Source organism: Streptomyces sp. NPDC025618 (assembly GCF_055558795.1).
The window spans coordinates 24,710-49,104 of record NZ_JBVHLW010000017.1; the positions used below are offsets into that span (position 1 = coordinate 24,710).

The 24,395-nt window shown below is 73.7% G+C and carries 12 protein-coding genes; 7 read left to right on the forward strand and 5 right to left on the reverse strand.

The window, feature by feature from the left end; translation table 11 throughout:
- Window positions 1–17: 17 nt before the first annotated feature.
- On the reverse strand, window positions 18–7,304 hold the full coding sequence (locus tag ACZ4A5_RS16645) for a type I polyketide synthase (protein ID WP_467583582.1): 7,287 nt from the start codon (window positions 7,302–7,304) through the stop codon (window positions 18–20).
- A gap of 276 nt (window positions 7,305–7,580) precedes the next feature.
- On the opposite strand from ACZ4A5_RS16645, the gene ACZ4A5_RS16650 reads away from it, so the two are divergent.
- On the forward strand, window positions 7,581–8,363 hold the full coding sequence (locus ACZ4A5_RS16650) for a thioesterase II family protein (RefSeq protein ID WP_467583585.1): 783 nt from the start codon (window positions 7,581–7,583) through the stop codon (window positions 8,361–8,363).
- A 234-nt stretch (window positions 8,364–8,597) separates the two neighbouring features.
- Here the strand turns inward: ACZ4A5_RS16650 and ACZ4A5_RS16655 are convergent, their stop codons facing one another.
- Window positions 8,598–9,209: a TetR/AcrR family transcriptional regulator gene (locus ACZ4A5_RS16655; protein ID WP_467583588.1), complete on the reverse strand. Its 612-nt coding sequence runs from the start codon at window positions 9,207–9,209 to the stop codon at window positions 8,598–8,600.
- Complete coding sequence (locus tag ACZ4A5_RS16660) at window positions 9,187–10,722, reverse strand: DHA2 family efflux MFS transporter permease subunit (protein ID WP_467583590.1); 1,536 nt, start codon at window positions 10,720–10,722, stop codon at window positions 9,187–9,189. Before ACZ4A5_RS16660 ends, ACZ4A5_RS16655 begins: the two co-directional genes overlap by 23 nt.
- Window positions 10,723–11,023: 301 nt before the next feature.
- Between ACZ4A5_RS16660 and ACZ4A5_RS16665 the strand changes: the two genes are divergently transcribed.
- The 3 genes from ACZ4A5_RS16665 to ACZ4A5_RS16675 all read left to right on the forward strand — a co-directional run bounded on the left by ACZ4A5_RS16665 (window position 11,024) and on the right by ACZ4A5_RS16675 (window position 14,727).
- Window positions 11,024–11,875, forward strand: coding sequence for an alpha/beta fold hydrolase (locus ACZ4A5_RS16665; protein ID WP_467583592.1), 852 nt, complete (start codon window positions 11,024–11,026; stop codon window positions 11,873–11,875).
- Between the two features lie 122 nt (window positions 11,876–11,997).
- Window positions 11,998–14,403: a type I polyketide synthase gene (locus ACZ4A5_RS16670; RefSeq protein WP_467583594.1), complete on the forward strand. Its 2,406-nt coding sequence runs from the start codon at window positions 11,998–12,000 to the stop codon at window positions 14,401–14,403.
- A gap of 15 nt (window positions 14,404–14,418) precedes the next feature.
- Complete coding sequence (locus ACZ4A5_RS16675) at window positions 14,419–14,727, forward strand: acyl carrier protein (RefSeq protein WP_467583597.1); 309 nt, start codon at window positions 14,419–14,421, stop codon at window positions 14,725–14,727.
- 82 nt (window positions 14,728–14,809) lie between these two features.
- Here the strand turns inward: ACZ4A5_RS16675 and ACZ4A5_RS16680 are convergent, their stop codons facing one another.
- On the reverse strand, window positions 14,810–17,563 hold the full coding sequence (locus ACZ4A5_RS16680) for a SpoIIE family protein phosphatase (protein ID WP_467583600.1): 2,754 nt from the start codon (window positions 17,561–17,563) through the stop codon (window positions 14,810–14,812).
- Window positions 17,564–17,780: 217 nt separating this feature from the next.
- Between ACZ4A5_RS16680 and ACZ4A5_RS16685 the strand changes: the two genes are divergently transcribed.
- The 3 genes from ACZ4A5_RS16685 (at window position 17,781) to ctaF (ending at window position 22,696) form a co-directional block, all read left to right on the forward strand.
- Window positions 17,781–20,294, forward strand: a complete 2,514-nt coding sequence (locus tag ACZ4A5_RS16685; protein WP_467583603.1) for a sensor histidine kinase — start codon at window positions 17,781–17,783, stop codon at window positions 20,292–20,294.
- Between the two features lie 306 nt (window positions 20,295–20,600).
- Entirely contained in the window at window positions 20,601–22,310 is a 1,710-nt protein-coding gene (gene ctaD / locus ACZ4A5_RS16690; RefSeq protein WP_467583606.1) for an aa3-type cytochrome oxidase subunit I, read from the forward strand.
- A complete protein-coding gene (ctaF, locus tag ACZ4A5_RS16695; RefSeq protein ID WP_467583609.1) occupies window positions 22,307–22,696 on the forward strand; it encodes an aa3-type cytochrome oxidase subunit IV in 390 nt (129 codons plus the stop codon). The genes ctaD and ctaF overlap by 4 nt, the downstream gene beginning before the upstream one ends.
- Window positions 22,697–22,706: 10 nt before the next feature.
- Here the strand turns inward: ctaF and qcrB are convergent, their stop codons facing one another.
- Window positions 22,707–24,335, reverse strand: coding sequence for a cytochrome bc1 complex cytochrome b subunit (gene qcrB / locus ACZ4A5_RS16700; protein WP_467583612.1), 1,629 nt, complete (start codon window positions 24,333–24,335; stop codon window positions 22,707–22,709).
- Window positions 24,336–24,395 lie beyond the last annotated feature (60 nt).

A 24,395-nucleotide genomic window follows, 5' to 3' on the forward strand; every position in this document is an offset into this window, starting at 1 on the left:
TCGCTCGGCATGTGGGGTCACCCGGCCTTCGGAGTGGGGTTCGCGGGCGCGGTGTCGCGCGAGACACCCAGCTCGTTGTCGATGAAGTCGAAGATCTGATCGGCGGACGCGGCCTTGAGCCGGTGGGCGGCGCTGTCGCCGTCCGCCGCGGCGTTCGTGGACTTCCACCGGGCCAGCAGCGCCTCGAGCCGGGTGGTGATCTCCCCCGCGTCCCCGTGGGGCAGGCGGGCGGCGATCGCGGTCAGGTCGTTCTCCACGCGGGTCAGGCCGCTCAGGACGGTGTCGGCGGTGAGCGGCCCCGGCCGCGCGCCGGCCGGGGCCTCGCTCTCACCCGCCCTGTCCTGGCCGGTCAGCCGTTCGCGCAGGTGGCCGGCGATGGCCGCGGGGGTCGGGTAGCGGAAGACGAGGGCGGTGGGCAGCCGCAGGCCGGTGTCCGCGACGAGCCGGTTGCGCAGCTCGACGGCGGTCAGCGAGTCCAGGCCCAGCTGTTTGAACGTGGCGTCGCCGCGCAGCGCGTCCGGGTCGGTGCGGCCGAGGACCTCGGCGGCGTGGGTGCGTACGGAGTCGATGAGCACCCCGAGCTGTTCCGCGGCGGACAGGGGGGCCAGGCGGTCCGACCAGTCGGTGGGAGGGCGGTGGTTGGCAGCCGAGCGCCGGGCCGGGGTGTGCGGGGCGGTGCGGGAGCGCGGCGGCGCGGCGGCCGTTTCGACGGCCCGCAGCTGCCGGGACGCGGCCGCCACCAGGACCAGGCCCTCGCACGTGAGCACCTCGGCCCCGGCGAGGTCGCTCACCCGGACCTGCCAGGTCCGGCCGGACCGTGCGTCCCGCTGCCCGTCGACGGGCGACAGGTGGACGCGTGCGGAGGTGGCACCGGTGGCCCACAAGCAGACCCCGGTCAGCGTGAAGGGGAGCCACACGTGGTCCGCCTCGACAGGCCCGGCGAGCAGCGCGGGGTGCAGCGCGGCGTCGAGAAGGGCCGGATGAATACCGAATCCTTCGGTCTCTGCGGCTCCTTGAGGGAGCGTCACCTCCGCGTAGAGATCCGAGCCACGGCGCCACATCGCGCGCAGCCCCTGGAAGACGGGTCCGTAGCCGACGCCGGACGCGGCGGCGTCTTCGTAGAAGCCGTCCAGGCCGACGGGTTCGGCACCGGCGGGCGGCCAGGCGCTGTCCGCGGTGGCGGGCGGTTCGGGGGCCTCGGTGGCGAGTTGGCCGCTCGCGTGGCAGGTCCACGGTGTGCCCGCGCCGGGGGCCGCGTCCTCGTCGGGGCGGGCGTAGAGGTGGAGGTCGCGCCGGCCTTCCCGGTCGTCGGCCGGGCCCACGACGATCTGCACCTGGACGCCCCCGGTCTCGGGCAGCACGAGCGGCGTCTCGAAGGTGAGGTCGTCGACGCCCGCGCATCCGGCCTCGTCGGCGGCCCGCAGCGCCCACTCGGTGAGGACCGAGGCGGGAACGACGGCGGCGCCGAAGAGGGTGTGCTGGGCGAGCCACGGGTGGCTGTGCCGGCCGACCCGGCCGGTGAGCAGGCGCACGCCGCCGTCGGCGAGTTCGGTGGCCGCGCCGAGCAGCGGGTGCCCGGCCGGTGCCAGGCCGAGGACGGCGGCGTCCTGGCCGCCGGTGGGTGTCTCCAGCCAGTAGCGGTGGCGCTGGAAGGCGTACGTCGGCAGGTCGAGCGCGGGCGCGCCGGGTGCCGTGAACCACTGCGCCCACCTGACGGCGCAGCCCGCGCCGAAGGCGTCGCCGAGCGACTGCGCCAAGCGCGCCAGGCCGCCGTCGTCGCGTCGCAGCGTGGGCACGGTCACGGCGTCCGCGTCGGCCGCCTCGATGGTCTCCTCCATGCCGAGGGTCAGCACGGGGTGGGGGCTGGCCTCGACGAAGACGCGGTAGCCGTCGGCGAGCAGGGCCTCGATGGTGTCGGCGAAGCGGACGGGCTGCCGCAGATTGGTGACCCAGTAGCCGGTGTCCAGGCCGGTGGTGTCGATCCGGGCGGCGGTCACGGTGGAGTAGAAGGCGATGTCCGTGGCGACGGGCCGGACGCCGGCCAGGACGCGGGTCAGTTCATCGGTGATCAGGTCGACCTGGGGGCCGTGGGAGGCGTAGTCCACATCGATGACACGGGCCCGCAGCCCGCGCGCCTCCGCCTCGGCCACGACCGCGGCCACCGCCTCGGGCGGCCCGGAGATCACCGTCGAGGACGGCCCGTTGACCGCCGCGACACCCACCCCCGCATACCCCTCGATGAGCCCGGCCGCCTCCTCCCGCCCAGCCCCCAGCGAGGCCATCGCGCCGCCCCCGGACAGCTCCCGCAACGCCCGGCTGCGCAGCGCCACGACCTTCGCACCGTCCTCCAGCGACAGCGCACCCGCCACACAAGCAGCCGCGATCTCACCCTGCGAATGCCCCACCACAGCAGCGGGCGTGACACCGTACTCCGCCCACACCGCGGCGAGAGAGACCATCACCGCCCACAGGACGGGCTGCACCACCTCCACCCGCGCCAGCTCCTCGCCACCACCACGCAGCACCCCGGCCAGCGACCAGTCCACATACGGCGACAACGCCCGCTCACACTCCGCGATCCGCGCCGCGAACACCGGCGACTCGTCAAGCAGTTGAGCACCCATACCCACCCACTGCGACCCCTGCCCCGGGAACACCAGCACCGGACCGGGCCCGACAGCGCCCGCCGCCGTGCCCGCGGGGGTGTCGCCCGCGGCGAGCGCGCCGAGCTTGTCCAGGAGTTCCGCGCGGTCCTGCCCCACCACCACGGCGCGGTGCTCGAACACCGACCGTGTCGAGGCCAGCGCCCAGCCCACGTCCGCGGCTGTCACGGACGCCGATTCCCGCACGAAAGAGGCCAAGCGGCGGGCCTGTTCACGCAGGGAGTCCGGAGTCAGCCCCGAGATCACCCATGGGATCACCGCACCGCCGTCCGCCACCGGGGCGGCCGCCTCCGCGTACGGCGCCGTCTCGTGCGGGGCCTCCTCCAGGACCAGATGCGCGTTCGTCCCGGAGATACCGAAGGAGGAGATCCCGGCCCGGCGCGGGCGGGCGCCGCGCGACCACGCGACCGGCTCGGTGAGCAGCCGCACGGCACCCGAGGACCAGTCGACGTGCCGACTCGGCTCGTCCACGTGCAGGGTGGCGGGCAGCAGCTCGTGGCGCAGCGCCATCACCATCTTGATCACACCGGCGACACCGGCGGCGGCCTGCGTGTGGCCGATGTTCGACTTGACCGAGCCGAGCCACAGCGGCCGGTCCGCGGGCCGGTCCTTGCCGTACGTCGCGAGGAGCGCCCCGGCCTCGATCGGGTCACCCAGGGTGGTGCCCGTGCCGTGCGCCTCCACCACGTCGACGTCCTCGGCGGACAGCCGCGCGTCGGCGAGGGCGGCGCGGATGACGCGCTGCTGGGAGGGGCCGTTGGGTGCGGTGAGGCCGTTGCTGGCGCCGTCCTGGTTGACGGCGGACCCCTTGACCACCGCCAGGACGCGATGCCCGTGGCGGCGTGCGTCCGAGAGGCGCGCCAGGAGGACGAGGCCGACGCCCTCGGCCCAGCCGGTGCCGTCGGCGCCGTCGGCGAACGGCTTGCAGCGGCCGTCGGGGGCCAGGCCGCGCTGCCGGGAGAACTCGGTGAACATGCCCGGCGTGGCAAGCACCGTGGCGCCCCCGGCCAGGGCCAGGTCGCACTCGCCGCGCCGCAGCGCCTGGGCCGCCAGATGGAGTGTGACCAGGGACGACGAGCACGCGGTGTCCACCGTGAGGGCGGGCCCCTCCAGGCCGAACGTGAACGCCACGCGGCCCGAGGCCACGCTGGGTGTGCTGCCGGTCAGCAGATAGCCGTCGGTGGACTGCGAGGGTTCGTGCAGCCGGGGTCCGTAGTCCTGCCCCGTCATGCCGACGAAGACGCCCGTGGGGCTGCCCTTGAGCGCGTGCGGGTCCAGTCCGGCCCGCTCGAACGCCTCCCAGGCGCATTCGAGGAGCAGCCGCTGCTGCGGGTCGACGGCCAGCGCCTCGCGCGGGCTGATGCCGAAGAACTCGGCGTCGAAGCCGGCCGCGTCGTAGAGGAATCCGCCCTGCCGGGTGTGGCTGGTGCCGGACCGGTCGCTGTCGGTGTGGAAGAGCCGCTCCAGGTCCCAGCCGCGGTCGCCGGGGAACTCCCCGATGGCGTCGCCGCCTTCGGCGACCAGTCGCCACAGGCCCTCGGGCGAATCGCCGCCGCCGGGGTAGCGGCAGCTCATGGCGACGATGACGACCGGGTCCTCGGCCGCGTCGGCCCCGCCCTGGCGGGTGGGCGTCGGGGTGGTGTGTTCCGGTGTGCCGGTGAGGAGTGCGCGCAGGTGGCCGGCGACGGCCAGGGGTGTCGGGTGGTCGAAGGTGAGCGTGGCGGGCAGCGGGAGGCCGGTCGCCGTGCCGAGCCGTTCGCTCAGCTCGGCGGCGGCCATGGAGTCGAAGCCCAGCTGCTTGAAGGTCCGCGCCGTGTCGACCGCGCCGGGGGCGGCGCCGAGGACGACGGCCACCTGCCGGCCGACCAGGCCGAGGAGTTCGGCCTCGGAGAGCGCGGCGAGCGCTGCCTCTGCGGCCGCCGGTGGCACGGCGGTCTCCCGCGGGCCGGACGGGGTGGCCGCCGGTTCCGTGTCGGGCCAGTGGCGCTCGCGCTGGAAGGCGTAGGTCGGCAGGCTCACCCGCGTGCCACGGCGCTGGGCGGCCCGCCCGGCGGTGCAGTCGACGTCGGCGCCGCGCGTGTACGCCTGGGCGAGGGCCGTCATCAGCGTGGCGGTCTCCGCGCGGCCTCTGCGGCACACCGCGACCGCCGTGGGGCGCGGGCGGCCCGGGGCACCGGAGGCGGGGAAGCACTCGCGGGCCATCGCGGACAGCGGGGCGTCGGGGCCCAGTTCGACGAAGGTGGCCACGTCCCGCTCGCACAGGTGGCGTATGCCGGACAGGAACTGTACGGGCCTGCGGGCGTGCTCCGCCCAGTAGTCCGGGCGGGCCAGGTCGGCGGCGGTGACCGGCAGGCCGGTGACGTTGGAGATGACCGGGATGACCGGTTCGCGGAAGGTCAGCCCCGCGGCGACGGTGCGCAGTTCGTCGAGAACCGGGTCCATGTGGGGTGAGTGGAAGGCATGACTGACCTTCAGCCGACTGGTCTTGCGGCCGCGTTGCCGCCAGGCGGCGGTCAGTTCCTCGACGGTGTCGCGGTCGCCGGAGACGACGACGGAGCGGGGGCCGTTGACCGCGGCGAGGGCGACCCGCTGTTCGTGCCCGGCGAGCATGGCGGCGGCCTCGTCCGCGCCGGCCTGCCAGGCGGCCATGGCGCCGTCCGCCCGTACGGCCTGCATCAGACGCCCGCGCGCGGCGACCAGGGCGCTCGCGTCCGGCAGCGAGAGGGCACCGGCCACGTGCGCGGCGGTGATCTCGCCGACCGAGTGGCCCAGCACGTAGTCGGCCTCAAGGCCGAAGGAGGACACGAGGCGGTACAGGGCCGTCTCGATCGCGAAGAGCGCGGGCTGGGTGTATGCCGTCCGGTCGAGGAGCGCGTCCTGCCCCGGGCCATCGCCGAGGACGATGTCGCGCAGCGGGCGGTCCAGGTGGGCGTCGAGCTCCGCGAACGCCTCGTCGAGGGCGTCGGCGAAGACGGGGAAGACGCCGTACAACTCCCTTCCCATGCCCGGGCGTTGGGCGCCCTGGCCGCTGAAGAGCAGGGCGATCTTGCCGTCGGTGACGCTCTCGCCTGTCACCACGGAGGCGGTGTCCGTGCCGTCGGCGAGCGCGTCGAGGGCGGCGAGCAGGTCGCCGGTGCCGCTGCCGAGGAGTACGGCGCGGTGGGCCAGGGCCGCGCGGCCGGTGGCCAGCGCGTGCGCCACGGCCGCGGCGTTTGCGCCGGGGCGGGCGGCGAGGTGGTCGCGCAGCCGCCCGGCCTGGGCGCGGAGCGCGGGGGCGCTGTGGGCGCTGACGGTCCACGCCACCGGTAGCGACGTGGCGGGCGGCTCCGCCGCGGCGGCGGGGCCGGTCTCCGGGTCGGGGGCCGCGGCCAGGACGACGTGCCCGTTGGTGCCGCCCATGCCGAAGGACGACACCCCGGCGACCAGGGGCTGTTCGGGGCGCGGCCAGTCGCTCAGCCGCCGCTGGACGGCGAGGCCGAGGCCGGCGAGCGGGATGGCCGGGTTGGGGGTGTCGAAGTTCAGGCTCGGCGGGAGCTTGCGGTGGTGGATGCTCAGGGCCGTCTTGATGAACCCGGTGATCCCGGCGGCGGCTTCGAGGTGGCCGACGTTCGTCTTGACGGAGCCGACGGCGAGGGGCGTCGCGCGTGCGCCGCCCCGGCCCAGCGCGGCGCCGAGGGCCGCGGCCTCGATGGGGTCGCCGACGGGGGTGCCGGTGCCGTGCAGTTCGACGTACTGCACCTGGTCCGCGGTCACCCGGGCGCTCCGGCAGGCCAGGCGCACCACGTCCTGCTGCGCCCGGCCGCTGGGCAGGGTCAGGCCGTCGGTGGCGCCGTCGCTGTTGACGGCGCTCCCCTGGACCACGCAGTAGACGGTGTCGCCGTCGCGCCGCGCGGCCGCCAGCGGCTTGAGCACCACCAGGCCGCCGCCCTCGCCGCGTACGAAACCGTCGGCGCGGGCGTCGAAGGTGTGGCAGCGGCCGGTGGCCGAGAGGCCGCCGAAGCGGGCGGCGGCCAGTTCGGTGGACTCCGGGGAGCAGATGAGGCTGACCCCGCCGGCGAAAGCGAGCTCGGACTCGCCGTTGCGCAGGCTCTCGCAGGCCAGGTGCAGGGCGACCAGCGAGGAGGACTGGGCGGTGTCCACGGTGAGGCTGGGGCCGGTCAAGTGGTAGGTGTACGAGATGCGGTTGGCCAGGATGCTGCGGTGCACGCCGGTCATGGTGTGCCGGGTGACGGCCCGGTCCCCCTGACGGCGCAGGACGTGGGTGTAGTCGTCCCAGAACGCGCCGACGAAGACGCCGGTGCGGCTGCCGCTCAGGGTGGGCGGGCGGATCCCGGCGTCCTCGAGCGCTTCCCAGCTCAGTTCGAGGAGGAGCCGCTGCTGCGGGTCCATCGCCACGGCCTCGCGCGGGCTGACGCGGAAGAAGTCCGCGTCGAAGCCGTCGACGCGGTCCAGGAAGCCGCCCGGTCCCGTGAGGCCCGAGTCCGCCTGCCGGTGCGGGGGCGGGCTGGGGAGCACGGCGCTGCGGCCCTCGCTCAGGAGCCGCCAGAACGCGGCCGGGCCGGACGCTCCGGGCAGGCGGCAGGCCATGCCGACGACGGCGACGGGCTCGGGGCGGGCGCCGGGGCCCGTGGTGGCCGTCACGTCAGGTGCGATCGGTGGGGGGACAACTGGCTGCCACACAACATCAACGGCGCTCCCGGTCCGAAATCGGAGATCGCTTCGAGTACCGGGCTCATCGTGAGCGGGGTCTCTAAAGGGGAGCCAAACCGCACCTTGCCGCCTGCCGCTTTAGTCCGCCGCTATGGGTCCCGGTCAGCATCGGGCGCGTACGGCACCGGGTGTGCGCCGGGCGCGAGCCGGGCCGGCCGCAGCGGTCGCGCGGAGGATCCGCGGTACGGCGGGACGAGAGGGAGGGCCATGGACAAGGGCATACAGCAGGCGTGGGGCACGGGAGCCGGACTGTGGTTGCGCCGGTACCACGAGAGCGCGGGGGCGCCGGTGCGGCTGCTGTGCTTTCCGTTCGCGGGCGGCTCGGCGAGCTATTTCTTCGGTCTCTCGCGTCTGCTCTCGCCCGATGTCGAGGTCCTGGCGGTGCAGTATCCGGGGCGGCAGGACCGGCACGGTGAGCCCTGCCTGGAGTCGGTGGCGGGGCTGGCCGACGCCGTGGTGGCCGAACTGCCCGCGGACGGCAAGCCGTTCGCGCTGTTCGGGCACAGCATGGGCGCGCTCGTGGCCTTCGAGGTCGCGCGGCGGCTGCGGGATCCGGGTGGTCCCGGCAGCCCGGTGCGGCTGTTCGCCTCCGGCGGCATCGCGCGGCCCTACCGGCCGGAGGGCCCGGACGAACTGCCCGGCGACGGGGACATCCTGGCGCACCTGCGGTCGCTGGGCGGGACCGATGAGAGGTTCTTCGCCAGCGAGGAGTTGCAGGCCCTGATCCTGCCGGCGCTGCGGGCGGACTACCGGGCGGTCGGCGCCTACGAGCCGCCGGGTCCGGAGCGGCTGGACTGTCCGGTGACGGCGCTGATCGGGGACGCGGACGGGCGGACCTCGCCCGCGGAGGCGGCCACCTGGCGGGAGCGCACCAGCGCTGACTTCGAGCTGCATGTGCTGCCCGGCGGGCACTTCTATCTCGACGCCTGCCAGGAGCAGGTGGCGGGCATCGTCGCCGACGCGCTGGCCGCGGTCCGTACGGGCCGCTGACGGGCCTGGCCGTGCTCCCTGGCGCGCCCCGCCGGGGGGCGGGGCGCGTCAAGGGGCGGACCGTTGCGTGACTGCCGGGGGATCGAAGCCGCGCACGGCCGGCCGGGGCCCCGCGAGTCCCGCCGGGGGAGGTCGGGACTCGCGGGGGCGCCGTACGCGGAAGGCGGGGGCTCCGCCGCGTACGGCAGTCGGTCGGGGGCGGGGGGCTGCCCCGCCCCGTGCCGGGGACCGCGGTCAGGGCCGCAGGTCCTCCAGGAACAACAGCGCTTCGTCGAGGGCTTCGGTGAAGTCCATCTCAGGATTCTTCGCCCACTCCAGCGAGACCTGGAGCATCACGCCGAAGACCGCTCCGGTGTAGGCGCGGACCGAGGCGTCGCCCGGGGAGCGGCCCGCGCGCTTGGCCACCTGCTCGGACATGATCTCCATGGTCCGGCTCATGTTGCCGAGGCTGGCCCCCCACAGCTCCGGCTCGGAGATGATGAGGACCCAGCGTTCGCGCTGGAGGGCCAGTTCCTCGGCGGGGATGTCCTTGAGCATCGACCTGATCGTCCGGCGCTCCGCCTGGATGGGCGTGAGGTCGGGCGACTGCGCCTGGAGCATCATCGCGAAGGGCAGATCGTAGTCGTGGGAGAAGACCAGGTCCTGCTTGGTCGCGAAGTAGCGGAAGACGGTGCTGGGAGCGACCTCGGCGGCCTCGGCGATCTGCTCGATGGTCGTGGCCGTGTAGCCCTGTTCCCTGAACAACCGCACCGCCTCCCGCTGGATTGCGGCCTTGGTCCTGGCCTTCTTGCGTTCTCTCAGGCCAGGCACCGGTTTGGCCTGGTCAGACTGCGTCTGCGGCTTCATGCTCAGATTTTGCGGGCTCGGTGGCACGATCACCAACATGGCGCGGCAGCATCACCGCGGCGAGCAGTACACCGAGCAGGCCGAGGCCGCCGGAGACCACCAGGACGACGTCCAGGCCGTGGACGAAGGCGGTGCGCACCGTGTCGGCGAGCGCGGAGGACTTCACCGCGCGGGCCACGGCCAGGCCGCCGAAGACGGAGTCCTTGACCGCGTCCTGCGCGCGTTCGGGCAGGCCGCCGACGTCGAGCTTGCCGCGGTAGCTGGAGTTGAGGATGGATCCCAGGATGGCCGCGCCGAAGCTGCCGCCGAGCGTACGGATCGACTGGTTGACGGCCGAGCCGACGCCCGCGCTCTCCGTGGACAGCTCGCCGAGGGCCGCGTCCATGGCGGTGGGCAGGGCGAAGCCGAGGCCCAGTCCGTAGGCGGCGGTCCAGGCGGCCGCGAGGCCGGTGCCGCTGCCGGTGTCCGTGGTGCCGCCGTAGAACAGGGCGGCGGCGAGGAGGGCGAAGCCCAGGCCGACCGCGGCCTTCGGCCCCATGGCCTTGGCGATCTTGCCGGCGATCGAGACACCCACGAGCAGGCCGCCGACCATCGGCAGCAGCCGGAAGCCGCTGCCCATCGCGTCGGTGCCCAGGATCGCCTGGTAGTACTGCGGCATCGTGAACAGCACACCGAACATGGTGAAGTTGATCACCGTGCCGAGCAGGGTGCCCGAGGTGAAGCGGGCCGAGCGGAAGAGCGACAGATCGATCAGCGGATCGGTCGCCCGCTTCTCCCAGAGCACGAAGACGACGACGGCGAGCAGGCCGCCGAGCAGCGGGGCCAGGGTGCTGACGTCCGTCCAGCCCTTCTCGCCGCCCTGGATCACGCCGTAGGTCATCGCGGCCAGGCCCACGCTGGAGAACACCAGGCCGCCCACGTCGAACCGCTTGACCTGCGACGCCTTGGACTCAGGCAGCCAGGCGGAGACCGCCAGGAAGGCCAGGATCACCACCGGCACGTTGATCAGGAACACCGCTCCCCACCAGAAGTGGTTGAGGAGGTAGCCGCCCAGGATCGGGCCGAGCGGATAGGCCAGCATCGCCGCACCCGCCACCGCGCCGATCGCCTTGGGACGCTCCTCGTCGGTGAACATCACCGGCAGCAGCGACAGCGTCGTCGGCATGATCAGGGCGGCGCCCAGGCCGAGCACCGCCCGCGCGGCGATGAACGTGCCCGACGACGTGGAATAGGCGCAGGCCAGCGAGGCCAGGCCGAAGATCACCAGGGCGGCGAGCAGTACCTTCTTGCGCCCGTAGCGGTCCCCGAGCACACCGGCCGGGATCATCCCGGCGGCGAAGACCAGCGTGTACGACGTGACGAACCACTGCAGCTGGACGTTGTTGGCGCCCAGGTCACCGGCCATGGCCGGCAGGGCCAGGCTCAGGATCGTCACATCGAAGCCCACGACCAGGGACGCAAGCACGAGAGCCCCGACAGCCCACCACCTGCGCGCACCCAGATCTGCTGACACGAGAGTCCACCTCCTAACGAGAGTTCAATGTCTTGTCGGAGCGTACTCTCATTTTTTCGGCGGGGGCAATCCCCGTCGCGGGCGGACCCCTCGCACGAGGCCGGGGATTGCCCCGGCCCCTTTCCGTACGGCAGGCTTCGATCTCCGGAACAGGCGGACATCGCACGAGACCGCCGGGATCCACGACGGCCACGCCGAGCGGATCCGCGCCCGCCGGGACGCGTATGCCGTCGCCGTCGCACAGCGCCCCTGCCCCCTTCCCGCTACCGAGGGCCCACCTGTGAAGAACCTCCGTATCCCCGTGTCGAAAACCGTCTCCCTGAACGTCCGGCACCTGCCCGCGGCCGGGCCGGGAGCCGCGGGCAGACCCTTCGTCCTGCTGCACGGCCTGCTGTCGAACGCCCGGATGTGGGACGAGGTAGCCGAGCGCCTCGCGGCCGCCGGGCACCCGGTCTACGCCGTCGACCAGCGCGGCCACGGCGCCTCCGACACCCCGCCGGACGGCTATGAGCACGCCGCCGTCGTCACCGACCTGGCCGGCGTGTTCGCCGCCCTGGAGCTGGAGCACGCCCTCGTCGCCGGGCACTCCTGGGGCGGGCACCTGGCGCTGCGCCTGGCCGCCGAACACCCGCGCCTCGTCGACGGGTTGGTCCTGGTCGACGGCGGCTGGTACGAGTTCGACGGGCCGGTGATGCGCGCCTTCTGGGAGCGCACCGCCGATGTCGTGCGGCGCGCGCAGGAGGGCACCACCAGCGCCGCCGACATGCGCGCCTACCTCCGCGGCGCGCACCCCGGCTGGTCGCCCGCGGCCGTGGAAGCACGCCTGGCCGACTACCACATCAGCCCGGACGGCCTGCTGATCCCGCGCATGACCGCGGCGCAGGTCATGTCGATCGTCGAGAGCCTCCAGCGCGAGTCCCCCGCCGACTGGTATCCGCGGATCACCGTGCCGGTCGCGCTCCTGGCCGTCGTCCCGGCCATCCCCCAGCTCGCCGGCCAGGTGCGCGCGTGGGTGGACGCCGCCGAAGCCGCCCTGGACCGGGTGCGGGTGCGCTGGTACCCCGGCTCCGAGCACGACCTGCACGCCGACGCCCCCGACGAGGTCGCCGCCGACCTCCTCCGGCTGGCCGGCACGGTCTCCGCCGCCCGCTGACCCCGAAGCCCGTGGGCAAGGCGGGAGTTAGAACCGCTTAAGCGGGCGCGGCGACCCTGGCTGCGGCACCGTACGGCACCGCTTGAGGCTTCATGCTCGACCGAGGAAGGCTGATCATTTCCGTGGCGAACGAAGAGAAGCTGGTCGAATACCTCAAGTGGACCACCGGGGAGCTGCATCGCGCGCAGCAGGAGCTGCGCGACCTCAAGGCGGCGCGACACGAGCCGGTGGCCGTCGTCGCGATGTCCTGCCGGCTGCCCGGCGGGACCCGCACCCCCGAGGACCTGTGGGAGCTGGTCGCCGCCGGGCGGGACGCCGTCACCGGCTTCCCCGACGACCGAGCCTGGGACGTCCCCGAGGATCCCCCGTACGCCGAGCTCGGCGGCTTCCTCCCGGACGCGGCCGGCTTCGACGCGGGCTTCTTCGACATCAGCCCCATCGAGGCCGTGGCCACCGAGCCCCTGCAACGGCTCATGCTCCAGCTCGCCTGGGAGACCGTCGAGCGCGGCCGCATCGCCCCGCACACCCTGCGCTCCACGCTCACCGGCATCTACGTCGGCGCCACCGGGCACGACTACGCGACCCGCCTGGACAGCGCGCCCGACGAGCTCCTGCCCTACCTCGGCGGCGGCACCTCCGGCAGCCTCGTCTCCGGCCGGATCGCCTACGCGCTCGGCCTGGAGGGCCCCGCGATCACCGTGGACACGGCCTGCTCGTCCTCCCTGGTCGCGATCCACCTGGCCTGTCAGGCGCTGCGCCGCGGCGAGTGCGCGCTCGCGCTCGCCGGCGGGGGAACCGTCATGTCCACCCCCCACACCTTCCACGCCTTCGCCCATCAGAAGTCCCTCGCGGCCGACGGGCGTTGCAAGCCCTTCGCCGCGGCGGCGGACGGCATGGGCCTGGCGGAGGGCGCCGGCCTGATCCTCCTGGAGCGCCTCTCCGACGCCCGGGCCAACGGCCACCCGGTGCTCGCCGTCATCCGGGGCTCGGCCCTGAACCAGGACGGCGCCGCCTACGGTCTCGCCGCCCCCAACGGCCCCTCCCAGCAGCACGTCATCCGGGCCGCCCTCGCCGACGCCCAGCTCACCCCGGACGAGATCGACGCGGTCGAGGCCCATGGGACGGGCACCCCCATCGGCGACGCCATCGAGGCCCAGGCCCTCATCGCCACCTACGGCGCCCGCCGCCCGCAGGAACGGCCCCTGTGGCTCGGCTCCGTCAAGTCCAACACCGGGCACACGCAGGGCGCCGCGGGTACCGCCGCGCTCATCAAGATGGTCGAGGCCCTGCGGCACGGCACCCTTCCCCGCACGCTCCACGTCGACCGCCCCACCCCGCTGGCCATGTGGAAGAAGGGAGCGGTGCGGCTGCTCACCGACCCGGTCGACTGGCCGCGCCGGGACCGCCCGCGCCGCGCCGGCATCTCGGCGTTCGCCACCTCCGGCACCAACGCCCACCTCATCATCGAGGAGGCACCCGCACCGGAGGAGACGGCGCCGGGTGAACCCGCCCCGTCCGCACGCCCGGTGGCCTGGCCCCTGTCCGCCCGTACGCCCGAGGCCCTCCGGGCCCAGGCACAGGCCCTGGTCGCCCGGCTGACCGCCATGGACCCGGCGCCCGCCCCCGCCGAGGTCGGCTACTCCCTGGCCGTCACGCGTACGCCCTTCGAGCACCGCGCCGTCATCGTCGGGGCCGACCACTCCCAACTGCTCGCCGCCGCCAGGGCGCTGGCCGCCGGGGGCGGGCATCCCGGCCTGGCCCTGAGCGTCCCCGACAGCACCCCGAAGAAGGTGGCCTGGCACTTCGGCGCCGAGGCGCCCGCATCGGCGGACGCCGGACCCCACACGCACATCCCGGCCTTCGCCGCCGCCCTCGACGAGGCCCGCGCCCTCCTCGCCGCCCATCTGCCGTCCCCGGACCCCGGCCACACCCGGCTCGGTCTCTTCGCCCGGCAGACCGCGCTCGCCCGGCTGCTCCTCGAAGCCGGGGTCCGTCCCCACACGCTCAGCGGTGCGGGCGTCGGCCACCTCGCCGCCGCGTACGCCGCGGGCGTCCTCACCCTCGACGACGCGTGCCGCCTGGCCGCCGCCCACGACCGGGCCACCGCCGACCCCACCCGGCCGCCCACCGCGGAGGCGTACCGCACGGCCCTGGAACACGTCACGTGCCGGCCCCCCACGCTCACGCTGGCCGGCACCGCACCGGCGGACGCCACGATCACCACGCCCGCCTACTGGCACCACCACCTCAACTCCCCGCCCCCCGCCGCTTCCCCCGGCGCCGACACCCACACCCTGCTCCACCTGGGCCGCTCACCCGGGGCCGGCCCCACGGCACACGCCCTGCTCGACGGCGGGCAGGACGCCACCACGGCGCTCCTGACCGCGCTCGCCGCTCTCCACACCACCGGCACCACCGTCGACTGGACCCCGGTCCTGCGCTACGCCGCCGAGCCGCGCACCGTCGATCTCCCGACATACCCCTTCCGGACCACCCGCTACTGGCTGCACGACCACACCACCGTCTGACTCACAGGAGCCTTCATGACCAGCACCCCGGACCACGGCACCACCGAGTTCGAGCAGCAGCTCGCGGCGGCCACCCCCGAGCAGCGCGAGAAGCTGCTCACCGACCTCGTCCGCACCCAGGCGAGCACGATCCTCGACACCCCGCTCACCGACGACAGCAACTTCCTCGAGAACGGCCTCAACTCCCTCACCGCCCTCGAACTCACCAAGACCCTCATGGCGTTGACCGGGCTGGAGATCGCCATGGTCGCCATCGTCGAGAACCCCACCGCCGCCCAGCTCGCCCGGCAGCTCGGCGAGGAGCTCGCGCACACCCCTTCGTGACGCGGCGCGAAGCCGCCGGGCCGGGAATTGCAGGAGCGCCCCGTCAGGGGCGCTCCTGGCCGCGCTCCGGGGAGGAGCCGTGTCAGGCCAGCGGCTGCTCGGCCCAGATGACCTTGCCGTCGGGGGTGTAGCGGGTGCCCCAGCGGTCGGCGAGCTGGGCCACGAGGAAGAGGCCGCGGCCGCCCTCGTCCTCGGCGGCGGCGTAGCGCAGGTGGGGCGAGGTGCTGCTGGCGTCGGAGACCTCGCAGATCAGGCAGCGGTCGCGGAGCAGCCGTACGCGGATCGGCCCGTCGGCGTGCCGGATGGCGTTGGTGATCAGCTCGCTGAGGATCAGCTCGGTGGTGAACACCGTCTCGACCAGGCCCCATTCCTCCAGCTTCCGTGAGACATCGGCGCGGGCCCCGGCCACGACCGCCGGGTCCGAGGCCAGCTCCCACTCCGCGATGCGGTCGGGCTCCAGGACGCGGGTGCGGGCGACGAGCAGGGCGATGTCGTCGCTCTGGCGGGCGGGCAGCAGCGCGGCGATCACCGCCTCGCAGGTCGCCTGCGGGGTCCGGCCGGGCGCGGCCAGGGTGCTGCTCAGGATCTCCAGGCCCACGTCGATGTCCCGGGTGCGGTCCTCGATGAGGCCGTCGGTGTAGAGCACCAGGCTGCTGCCTTCGGGGACGTCGATCTCCACGGTCTCGAAGGGCAGGCCGCCCAGGCCGAGCGGCGGCCCCGCGGGCATCTCGGGGAACTCCACGGTGCCGTCGGGGCGCACCAGCGCGGGCAGCGGGTGCCCGGCGCGGGCCAGGCTGCACGTCCCGGACACCGGGTCGTAGATGGCGTAGAGGCAGGTGGCACCCGCGATCGCGGCCTCGCCGCCCGCCTCGGCGACCTCCTGGTCGATGCGGCCCACCAGTTCGTCGAGGTGGCCCAGGACCTCCTCGGGCGGCAGGTCCAGTGAGGAGAAGTTCTGCACGGCGGTGCGCAGCCGGCCCATGGTGGCGGCGGCGTGCAGGCCGTGTCCGACGACGTCGCCGACGACGAGGGCGACGCGGGCGCCGGGCAGCGGGATGGCGTCGAACCAGTCGCCGCCCACCCCGGCCTGGGCGGGCAGATAGCGGTAGCCGATGTCGAGGGCGTTCTGCTCGGGCAGGCCGCGCGGCAGCAGGCTGTGCTGGAGGGTGACGGCCATGACGTGCTCGCGGGTGTAGCGGCGGGCGTTGTCGATGCACACGGCGGCCCGGGCCGCGAGCTCCTCGGCCAGGGAGAGGTCGTCCTCCTCGAAGGGCTCGCTCTGCCGGGTGCGCCAGAAGTTGGCGATGCCCATGAGGACGCCGCGCGCCTTCAGCGGCACGGTGATGAGCGAGTGGAAGCCGTAGTCCAGGATCTCCTGGGTGCGCTCGCGGTCCTGGGTGCGCCAGCCCGCGTCGGCCCCCAGGTCCGGTACGAGCACGGGACGGCCGCTGACGAAGCCGGTGGCCTGCGGGGTGGGCGCGGCGAACCGGTGCAGCTCGCCCGCGCGGTAGAGGGGGTGGTCGTCGGTGACGCCGGTGAGGGCGACCCGGCGCAGCTCCGGCGCCTCGGTGCCCACGGCCTGGGGCTCCTCGCCGTGCAGCACGGGCTCGGCGAGGTCGACGGTGGCGTAGTCCGTGAACCGGGGGGCGGCCGCCTGGGTGAGTTCCTCGGCGGTGCGCTGGACGTCGAGGCTGGTGCCGATGAGCAGGCTCGCGTCGTAGAGCAGCCGCAGCCTGCCGCGGGCGACCTCGGCCTTGCCGGCGAGCGCCTGGAGGTCGGTGGAGTCGCGGAGGGTGGCGACGCTGCCGGGCGGGCCGCCGCCGCGGTCGGTGGGCCGGTTGTTCACGGCGAGCAGCCGGTCGCCGAAGGGGATGACCTCGTCGGTGGCGACCCGGCGGGAGACGAGGAGCTCGGCCATCCGGGGGTCGAGCCCCAGGCCGGTGACCTCGCGCCCCTCCACGTCGGGGGCGAGGTCGAGGAGGCGGCGCGCCTCGTCGTTGGCGAGCAGGATGCGGCCGTCGCCGCTGACGATGACCACGCCCTCGCGGACCGCGTGGAGAACCGCGTCGTGGTGTTCGTACATCCGGGTCATCTCGGTGGGGCCGAGGCCGTGGGTCTGGCGGCGCAGCCGCCTGGTGACCAGGGCCGTGCCGCCCGTCGCCAGGACGAGCGCGAGGGCTCCGGCGCCGAGGACGACGGGCAGCTGGCGGTCGAAGGCGCTGCTCACGGCGCTGACCTTGATCCCGGACGACACGAGGCCGACGACCGTGCCGTGGGAGTCCTCGACCGGGACGACCGCCTGCACCTCCTCGCCCAGCGGGCCGTGGACGCTCTCGACGGTGATGCGGCCGGCCTGGGATGGGCCGATGTTGCCGATGAAGTGCTTACCGATCAGCTCCGGCTTGGGGTGGGTGTAGCGGAGGCCGTTGCGGTCGGTCACCACGATGAAGTCGACCCCGCCCTCTCTGCGGGCGGCCTCGGTCAGGGGCTGGAGTACGGCGCTGGGGTCGGGGCCGGCCAGCGTGGCGACCAGGCCGGGGGCGTGGGCGAATGCCTCGGCGGCGGCGAGCGAGCGGTCGCGCGCCGCCTGGAAGCGGTCGCTGCGCGCCTGGACGAGGAGGATGGCCACGGCGGCCACGACGAGCAGCAGCACGATCAGCACCTGGAGCAGGAACATCTGACCGGCGACGCTGCGGGTCGCCACCAGTCGCAGCCGCCGTGCGGACGCCGCCCGCGAGCCTTGGCGCCCCTCTCGCCGCTCATGGCGGGGCTGCGGGCGCCGGCGATCGAACCAGCGGCCCGAGAGGCCCCAGGAGCGGCCCCGGATTCGGGCCATACCCCCATGTCTACCCTGCCCTCTTGCGCGGCGCGAACGATGGGACGGCCGCCCGGCCGGCCGGCCGGGGTCAGGAACGTGTCAACGTCGGGTCGCCGTCGCTCCCGATCCGGTGCTCCGACCCGACGATGAGCAGTGCGTATGTGGTGCGAACCCGTCCCGGACGCCATGCCGCCCCGTCCGGCGGACGCGTCCCTTTTCCGCAGAGGAGCAACCGATGGTGCAGGGCAGCCTTCCGACCGACGCGCCGGGCCCGCGTCCCGGCAGGCTCAAGGTCTTCCTGGGCGCCGCCCCCGGCGTCGGGAAGACGTATCGCATGCTGGACGAGGGCCGGCGCCGGGCCCGGCGGGGCACCGATGTGGTGGTGGCCTTCGCGGAGTGCCACCGGCGGCCGCACACCGAGGCGATGCTCGACGGGCTGGAGGTCGTGCCCCGGGCGCGGCGCGCCTACCGGGGCACGGCGCACACCGAGCTGGACCTGGAGGCGGTGCTGGCCCGGCGCCCGGACGTGGCGCTGGTGGACGAGCTGGCCCACACCAATGTGCCGGGCACAGGCAACGTCAAGCGCTGGCAGGACGTCGAGGAGCTGCTGGCCGCGGGCATCGATGTGGTGACGACCGTCAACATCCAGCATCTGGAGTCCCTCAGCGACGTGGTGCAGAAGATCACCGACGTGCCGCAGCGCGAGACGGTGCCGGACGACGTGGTCCGCCGCGCCCATCAGATCGAGCTCGTCGACATGCCTCCCGAGGCGCTGCGGCGGCGGATGGCGCACGGCAACATCTACGCGCCCGAGAAGATCGACGCGGCGCTGTCGCACTACTTCCGGGTCGGCAATCTCACCGCGCTGCGGGAGCTGGCCCTGCTGTGGGTGGCCGAGCGCGTCGACGAGACCCTCCAGCGCTACCGCGCCGAGCACGGCATCGGGGGCGTCTGGGAGACCCGTGAGCGCGTCGTCGTCGCGCTCACCGGCGGGCCCGAGGGCGAGACGCTCATCCGGCGGGCCGCCCGTATCACCGCCCGGTCCTCCGGCGATCTGCTCGCCGTCCACGTGACCCGCAGCGACGGGCTCGCGGGGGCCTCGCCCGCGGCCCTGGCCGGTCAGCGGCGGCTGGTGGAGAGCCTCGGCGGTACGTACCACACGGTGATCGGCGACCATGTCCCCACCGCCCTCCTGGACTTCGCCCGCGCGGAGAACGCCACCCAGCTCGTGGTCGGCGTCAGCCGCCGCGGCCCGCTGCCGCGCTTCACGCGGGGCGTGGGCGAGACGACGGTCGCGCTGTCGGGGGACATCGACGTCCATATGGTCACGCACGAGCGGGCCGGGCGGGGCCGGCCCCGGCCCGCGCCCCGGCGGGACCTGCCGGCGGCCCGGCGGGTGGGCGGCCCGGTCTCGGGGCTGCTCGTGCCGCTGCTGCTGACCCTGCTGCTGCGGCAGGTCTCCGGTCCGCTGGACCTCAACCTGACCAGTGTGACGCTGCTGTTCCTGCTGGCCGTCGTCGGTGTCGCCTGCATCGGCGGGGTGGTCTCGGCGCTGCTGGCCTCCGTCGCGGCCTCGCTGCTGCTCAATTACTCCTTCGTGCCGCCGACCGACCGCTTCACCATCGACGAGGCCAACAACGTGCTGGCCCTCGCGGTGTTCGCCGTCGTCGCCGCCACCGTCGCGGCCGTCGTGGACCGTTCGCTGCGGCTGAGCCGGAGAGCGGCGAGCGCGACCGCCGAGGCCGAGACGCTGTCGTCGCTGGCGGGCGGCATCTTACGGGGCGAGCACGACGTGCCGGTGCTGCTGGAGCGCACCCGGGAGACGTTCGGCATGGAGTCCGCCGAGCTGCTCCCCCGCGGCGCCGGGCAGGGGCGGAACGCGGAACCGGAGGGCGTGCGGGCCGTGCTGACGGTGCCCATAGGGGCCGACGGCGAGCTGGTGCTCCGCGGCCGGGACCTGCCCGCGGCCGAACGCCGGGTGCTGACCGCCTTCGCCGCCCATCTGACCGCGGCCGTCGAGCACGCGCGCCTCGCCGAGGCCGTCGCCGAGGTCGAGCCGGTCAAGGCAGCCGACCGGATGCGCACCGCCCTGCTCGCCGCCGTCAGCCACGACCTGCGGACCCCGCTGGCGGGCAGTTGGGCCGCCATCAGCTCGCTGCGCAGCCGGGAGGTGGAGTTCTCCGAGGCCGACCGGGAGGAACTGCTCGCCACCGCCGAGGAGTCCCTCGTGAAGCTGAACCGGCTGGTCGACAATCTGCTGGACATGAGCCGCATCCACGCGGGGGCGCTCACGCTGCGGCTGGAGCCCACCGCGCTCGCCGGGGTCCTGGCGCTGGCCCTCGACACCCTGCCGGAGGCCCCGGAGGTGCCGGTCGTGCCGCACTCCCTGGAAGGCGTGCCGAAGGTGCTCGCCGATCCGCCGCTGCTGGAACGGGTGGTCGCCAACCTCGTGGCCAACGCGACCCGGCACTCGCCCCCGGACCGGCCGGTCAGCGTCGCGGCCAGCGTCCTGGCCGGGCGGGTCGAGCTGCGCGTCATCGACCGGGGTCCGGGGATCAGCCCCGCCGACCTGGAGCGCGCCTTCGCCCCCTTCCAGCGGCTGGGCGACACCGACAACACCACGGGACTCGGTCTGGGCCTCGCCATCTCCCGGGGCCTGACCGAGGCGATGGGCGGCACGCTCACCCCGGAGGACACGCCGGGCGGGGGCCTGACGATGGTGGTCTCCCTGCCGGCGGCGATGGCCTGAGCGGCCCGCCCGCGGACTCCCGCGGGCCGTCCCGTGCGCGCACCGCCACTGCGGGGCGGTCTCCTCGAACGCCGGCAGGATTCCATGACGGCGTTCGAGGCCCCCCGACTTCCCGAGGGCGCCCGCCGCCGCGGGCGGCCAGACGCACCCGCACCCGACGACGAACCGTTTGCCGAACGCGGCCCGGCGTCCGCCGTATGGCGCACGCCCGGGTTTGCCCATGGGCGGGCCCGGCTACACACGAGGCGCCCAGGGACACCGGTCCCGTCGACAGCCCGCGCCGGGCCGGGGCCCACGGAGGGGCGCATGCCGCAACTGGAGCAGGAGAATTCCGCGGAGACCGGGCAGGCGGCCGGGAACCCCCGGGTCCGGGCGGGCGGCAGGCTCCTGAACTACCTCACCACCACCGATCACAAGGTGATCGGGAACATGTATATGGTCACGGCGTTCGCGTTCTTCCTCGCCGCCGGTCTGATGGCGATGCTGATGCGGGCCGAACTGGCCCGCCCCGGCCTCCAGATCGTCTCCACCGCGCAGTACAACCAGCTGGTGACGCTGCACGGCACGCTGATGATGCTGCTGTTCGCGACGCCGATGTTCGCCGGGTTCGCCAACGCCGTGATGCCCTTGCAGATCGGGGCGCCCGACGTGGCCTTCCCGCGGCTGAACGCCCTGTCGTACTGGCTGTTCCTCTTCGGCGGCCTGATCGTCGTCTCCGGTCTGGTGGTGCCGGGCGGGGCCGCGCCGTTCGGGTGGTTCGCCTACGCGCCGCTGAACAGCGCGGTCTATTCGCCGGGAGCGGGCGGCGACCTGTGGGCCATGGGGCTGGTGGTCGCCGGGCTCAGCACCACGCTGGGGTCGGTCAACTTCATCGCCACGATCCTGTGCCTGCGGGCGCCCGGTCTGACGATGTTCCGCATGCCGGTCTTCACCTGGAACATCCTCTTCACCTCCATCCTGGCGCTGCTCGCCTTCCCGGTGCTCACCGCGGCGCTGCTGGTGCTGGAGGCGGACCGGAAGTTCGGGGCGCGCGTCTTCGAGGCGGCGAGCGGCGGGGCCGTCCTCTGGCAGCACCTGTTCTGGTTCTTCGGCCACCCGGAGGTCTATATCGTCGCCCTGCCGTTCTTCGGGGTGATCACCGAGATCATCCCGGTCTTCAGCCGCAAACCGCTCTTCGGCTACACGGGCATGGTGGGGGCGACCACCGCCATCACCATGCTGTCGGCCTCGGTGTGGGCGCACCACATGTTCGCGACGGGGGCGGTGCTGCTGCCGTTCTTCTCCTTCATGTCGTTCCTGATCGCCGTGCCGACAGGCGTGAAGTTCTTCAACTGGATCGGCACCATGTGGCGCGGCAGCCTCTCCTTCGAGACGCCGATGCTGTGGGCGACGGGCTTCCTGGTGACGTTCCTCCTGGGCGGGCTCAGCGGGGTCCTCATCGCCTCGCCACCGCTCGACTTCCACGTCACCGACAGCTATTTCATCGTGGCGCACCTGCACTACGTGCTCTTCGGCACCGTGGTCTTCGCGATGTTCGGGGGCTTCTATTTCTGGTGGCCCAAGTGGACCGGCCGGATGCTCGACGAACGGCTGGGCAGGATCCACTTCTTCACCCTCTTCACCGGATTCCAGGTCACGTTCCTGGTGCAGCACTGGCTGGGCGAGTCGGGCATGCCCCGCCGCTACGCCGACTACCTCGCGTCGGACGGCTTCACCGCCCTGAACACCGTCTCGTCCATGGGCGCCTTCCTGCTGGGGATCTCCACCCTCCCGTTCCTGTACAACGTGTGGCACACGGCCCGGCACGCGCCCAGGGTGACGGTGGACGACCCCTGGGGCTTCGGGCGCTCCCTGGAGTGGGCCACCAGCTGCCCGCCGCCCCGCCACAACTTCACGTCCCTGCCGCGCGTGCGCTCCGACTCCCCCGCCTTCGACCTGCACCACCCCGGCGTCACCGAGGCGGCGGCCGTGACGTCCGGGAGCCGGGCCCTTCCCCGCGGAGAGGCGGACACGTGAAGACCGAGGCGTATCTCTTCGCCGGGGTGGCCGGCTTCTTCCTCGGCACCGGCGCCTTCTACACCTGGCTGTCCGACCGGGAGCCCGCGGGCACGGCCGCCCTGACCGTCTCCTTCGTCATGGCGTCGCTGATCTCCTTCTTCTGCGCCATGAACCACCGGCGCCGCGGCCCCCGGCCGGAGGACCGTAAGGGCGCCGAGGTCGCCGAGCGCGCCGGGCCGCTCGACTTCTTCCCGCCGCGCGGCGCCTACCCTCCGCTGACCGGCCTCGGCGCGGCCCTCACCGCGCTGGGCATCGTCTACGGCCTGTGGCTCTTCCTCATCGGCTTCGGGGTGCTGGGCGCGGGCGTCCTGGGCCTGACGTTCCAGTACGGACGGCGCGACTGACCGCCCGGCGTCACTCCCCCGGCTCGACCGGGGCCGCCGTCCGCTCCTCGATCTCCCGCCGCTGTTCCGGAGTGACGGGCAGCTCCACGCGGTCGCGGTAGTACCAGGTGCTCAGGGCCGTACGGAGCCGCTGCCGGCGGGAGACCGGGTCCTCGCCGGCGGGCAACGGCAGCGGGATCTCACGCACCATCAGGCGGTAGCCGCGCCGGGCCGACAGCGGGTGGTGGCCCTCCCGCAGCCCGCCCTCGACGCTCTGCTCCACCTCGCCGCTCTCCTCGCCCTCGGCGAGCGTCCTCCGGTCGTGGTCCTGGAGGGCCAGGCACATCCGCTTGGTGACCATGAAGGCCGCCACCGGCCCGAGGACGACGGCGACCCGGAAGATCCACGTCAGGGTGTTGATCGAGACCCGGAAGGAGTACGCGATCACATCGTTGCCGCCCGCCGCGAGGAGCACGGCGTAGAAGACGATGCCGGCCACTCCGAGGGCGGTGCGCGTGGGGCGGTTGCGGGGCCGGTCGCTGAAGTGGTGCTCCGCGCCGTCCACCGTGATCCACTTCTCCAGGAACGGGTAGAGGTAGAGGGCCGTGAACAGCACGCCCGGCAGGATCACGGCGGGGATCAGCACGTTCCACATCCAGGTGTGGCCCCACAGCACCGTTTCCCAGGGCGGCATGACGCGCAGCGCGCCCTCCAGGAAGCCGACGTACCAGTCGGGCTGGGCGTCCGTCGCCACCTGGTCGGCGCGGTAAGGACCGTAGTTCCAGACCGGGTTGACCTGGGCGAGCGCGCCGCCCAGGGCCAGCAGGCCGAAGAGCATCATGAACAGGCCGGTGGACTTGGTGACGAACTGGGGGAACATCGGCTGCCCCACCGCGTTGCGGTTGGTCCGGCCCCGCTCCGCCCAGTGGGTGTGCTTGAGGTAGACGACCAGCACCAGGTGCGCGGTGATCAGCGCGATCAGCAGCCCCGGGACGAACAGCACGTGCACGATGTACAGCCGCGGGAGGATCACATGGCCGGGGAAGGCGCCGCGCCAGATGAGCGAGCTCGCGTACGTGCCCACGACCGGGATCGACAGCACGATCGTGTTGGCCGTGCGCATGCCCGTGCCGGAGAGCAGGTCGTCGGGCAGGGAGTAGCCGCAGAAGCCCTCCAGCAGCGCGAGGAGGAACAGCGTCATCCCCACCAGCCAGTTGGCCTCCCGCGGCCGGCGGAAGGCGCCGGTGAAGAAGACCCGCAGCATGTGCACCGCGGCGGCGGCGACGAACACCAGCGCCGCCCAGTGGTGCATCTGCCGGATGAGCAGCCCGCCGCGGACCTCGAAGCTGAGGTCGAGCGTGGAGAGGTACGCCTGCGACATCAGCTGGCCGCGCAGCGGCACGTAGGGGCCGTGGTAGACGCTCTGCGTCATGCCGGGGTCGAAGAACAGCGCGAGGTAGGAGCCGGTGAGGACGAGCACCACGAAGCTGTACAGCGCGAGCTCGCCGAGGAGGTACGACCAGTGGTCCGGGAACGCCTTGCGCAGCAGCGCCCGGGCCGCTTCCGCGAGGGGCAGCCGCCGGTCGAGGACGACGAATCCGGTCACCGCGGCCGCCCGGGCCCGCTGCCCGGCCCGCTCGCGCCGTCTCCGGAACAGCATGAGGCACGCTCCCAATCGCCGGCGCACCCCGCTCCGCGCGGCGAAGTGCGACTGATGGGT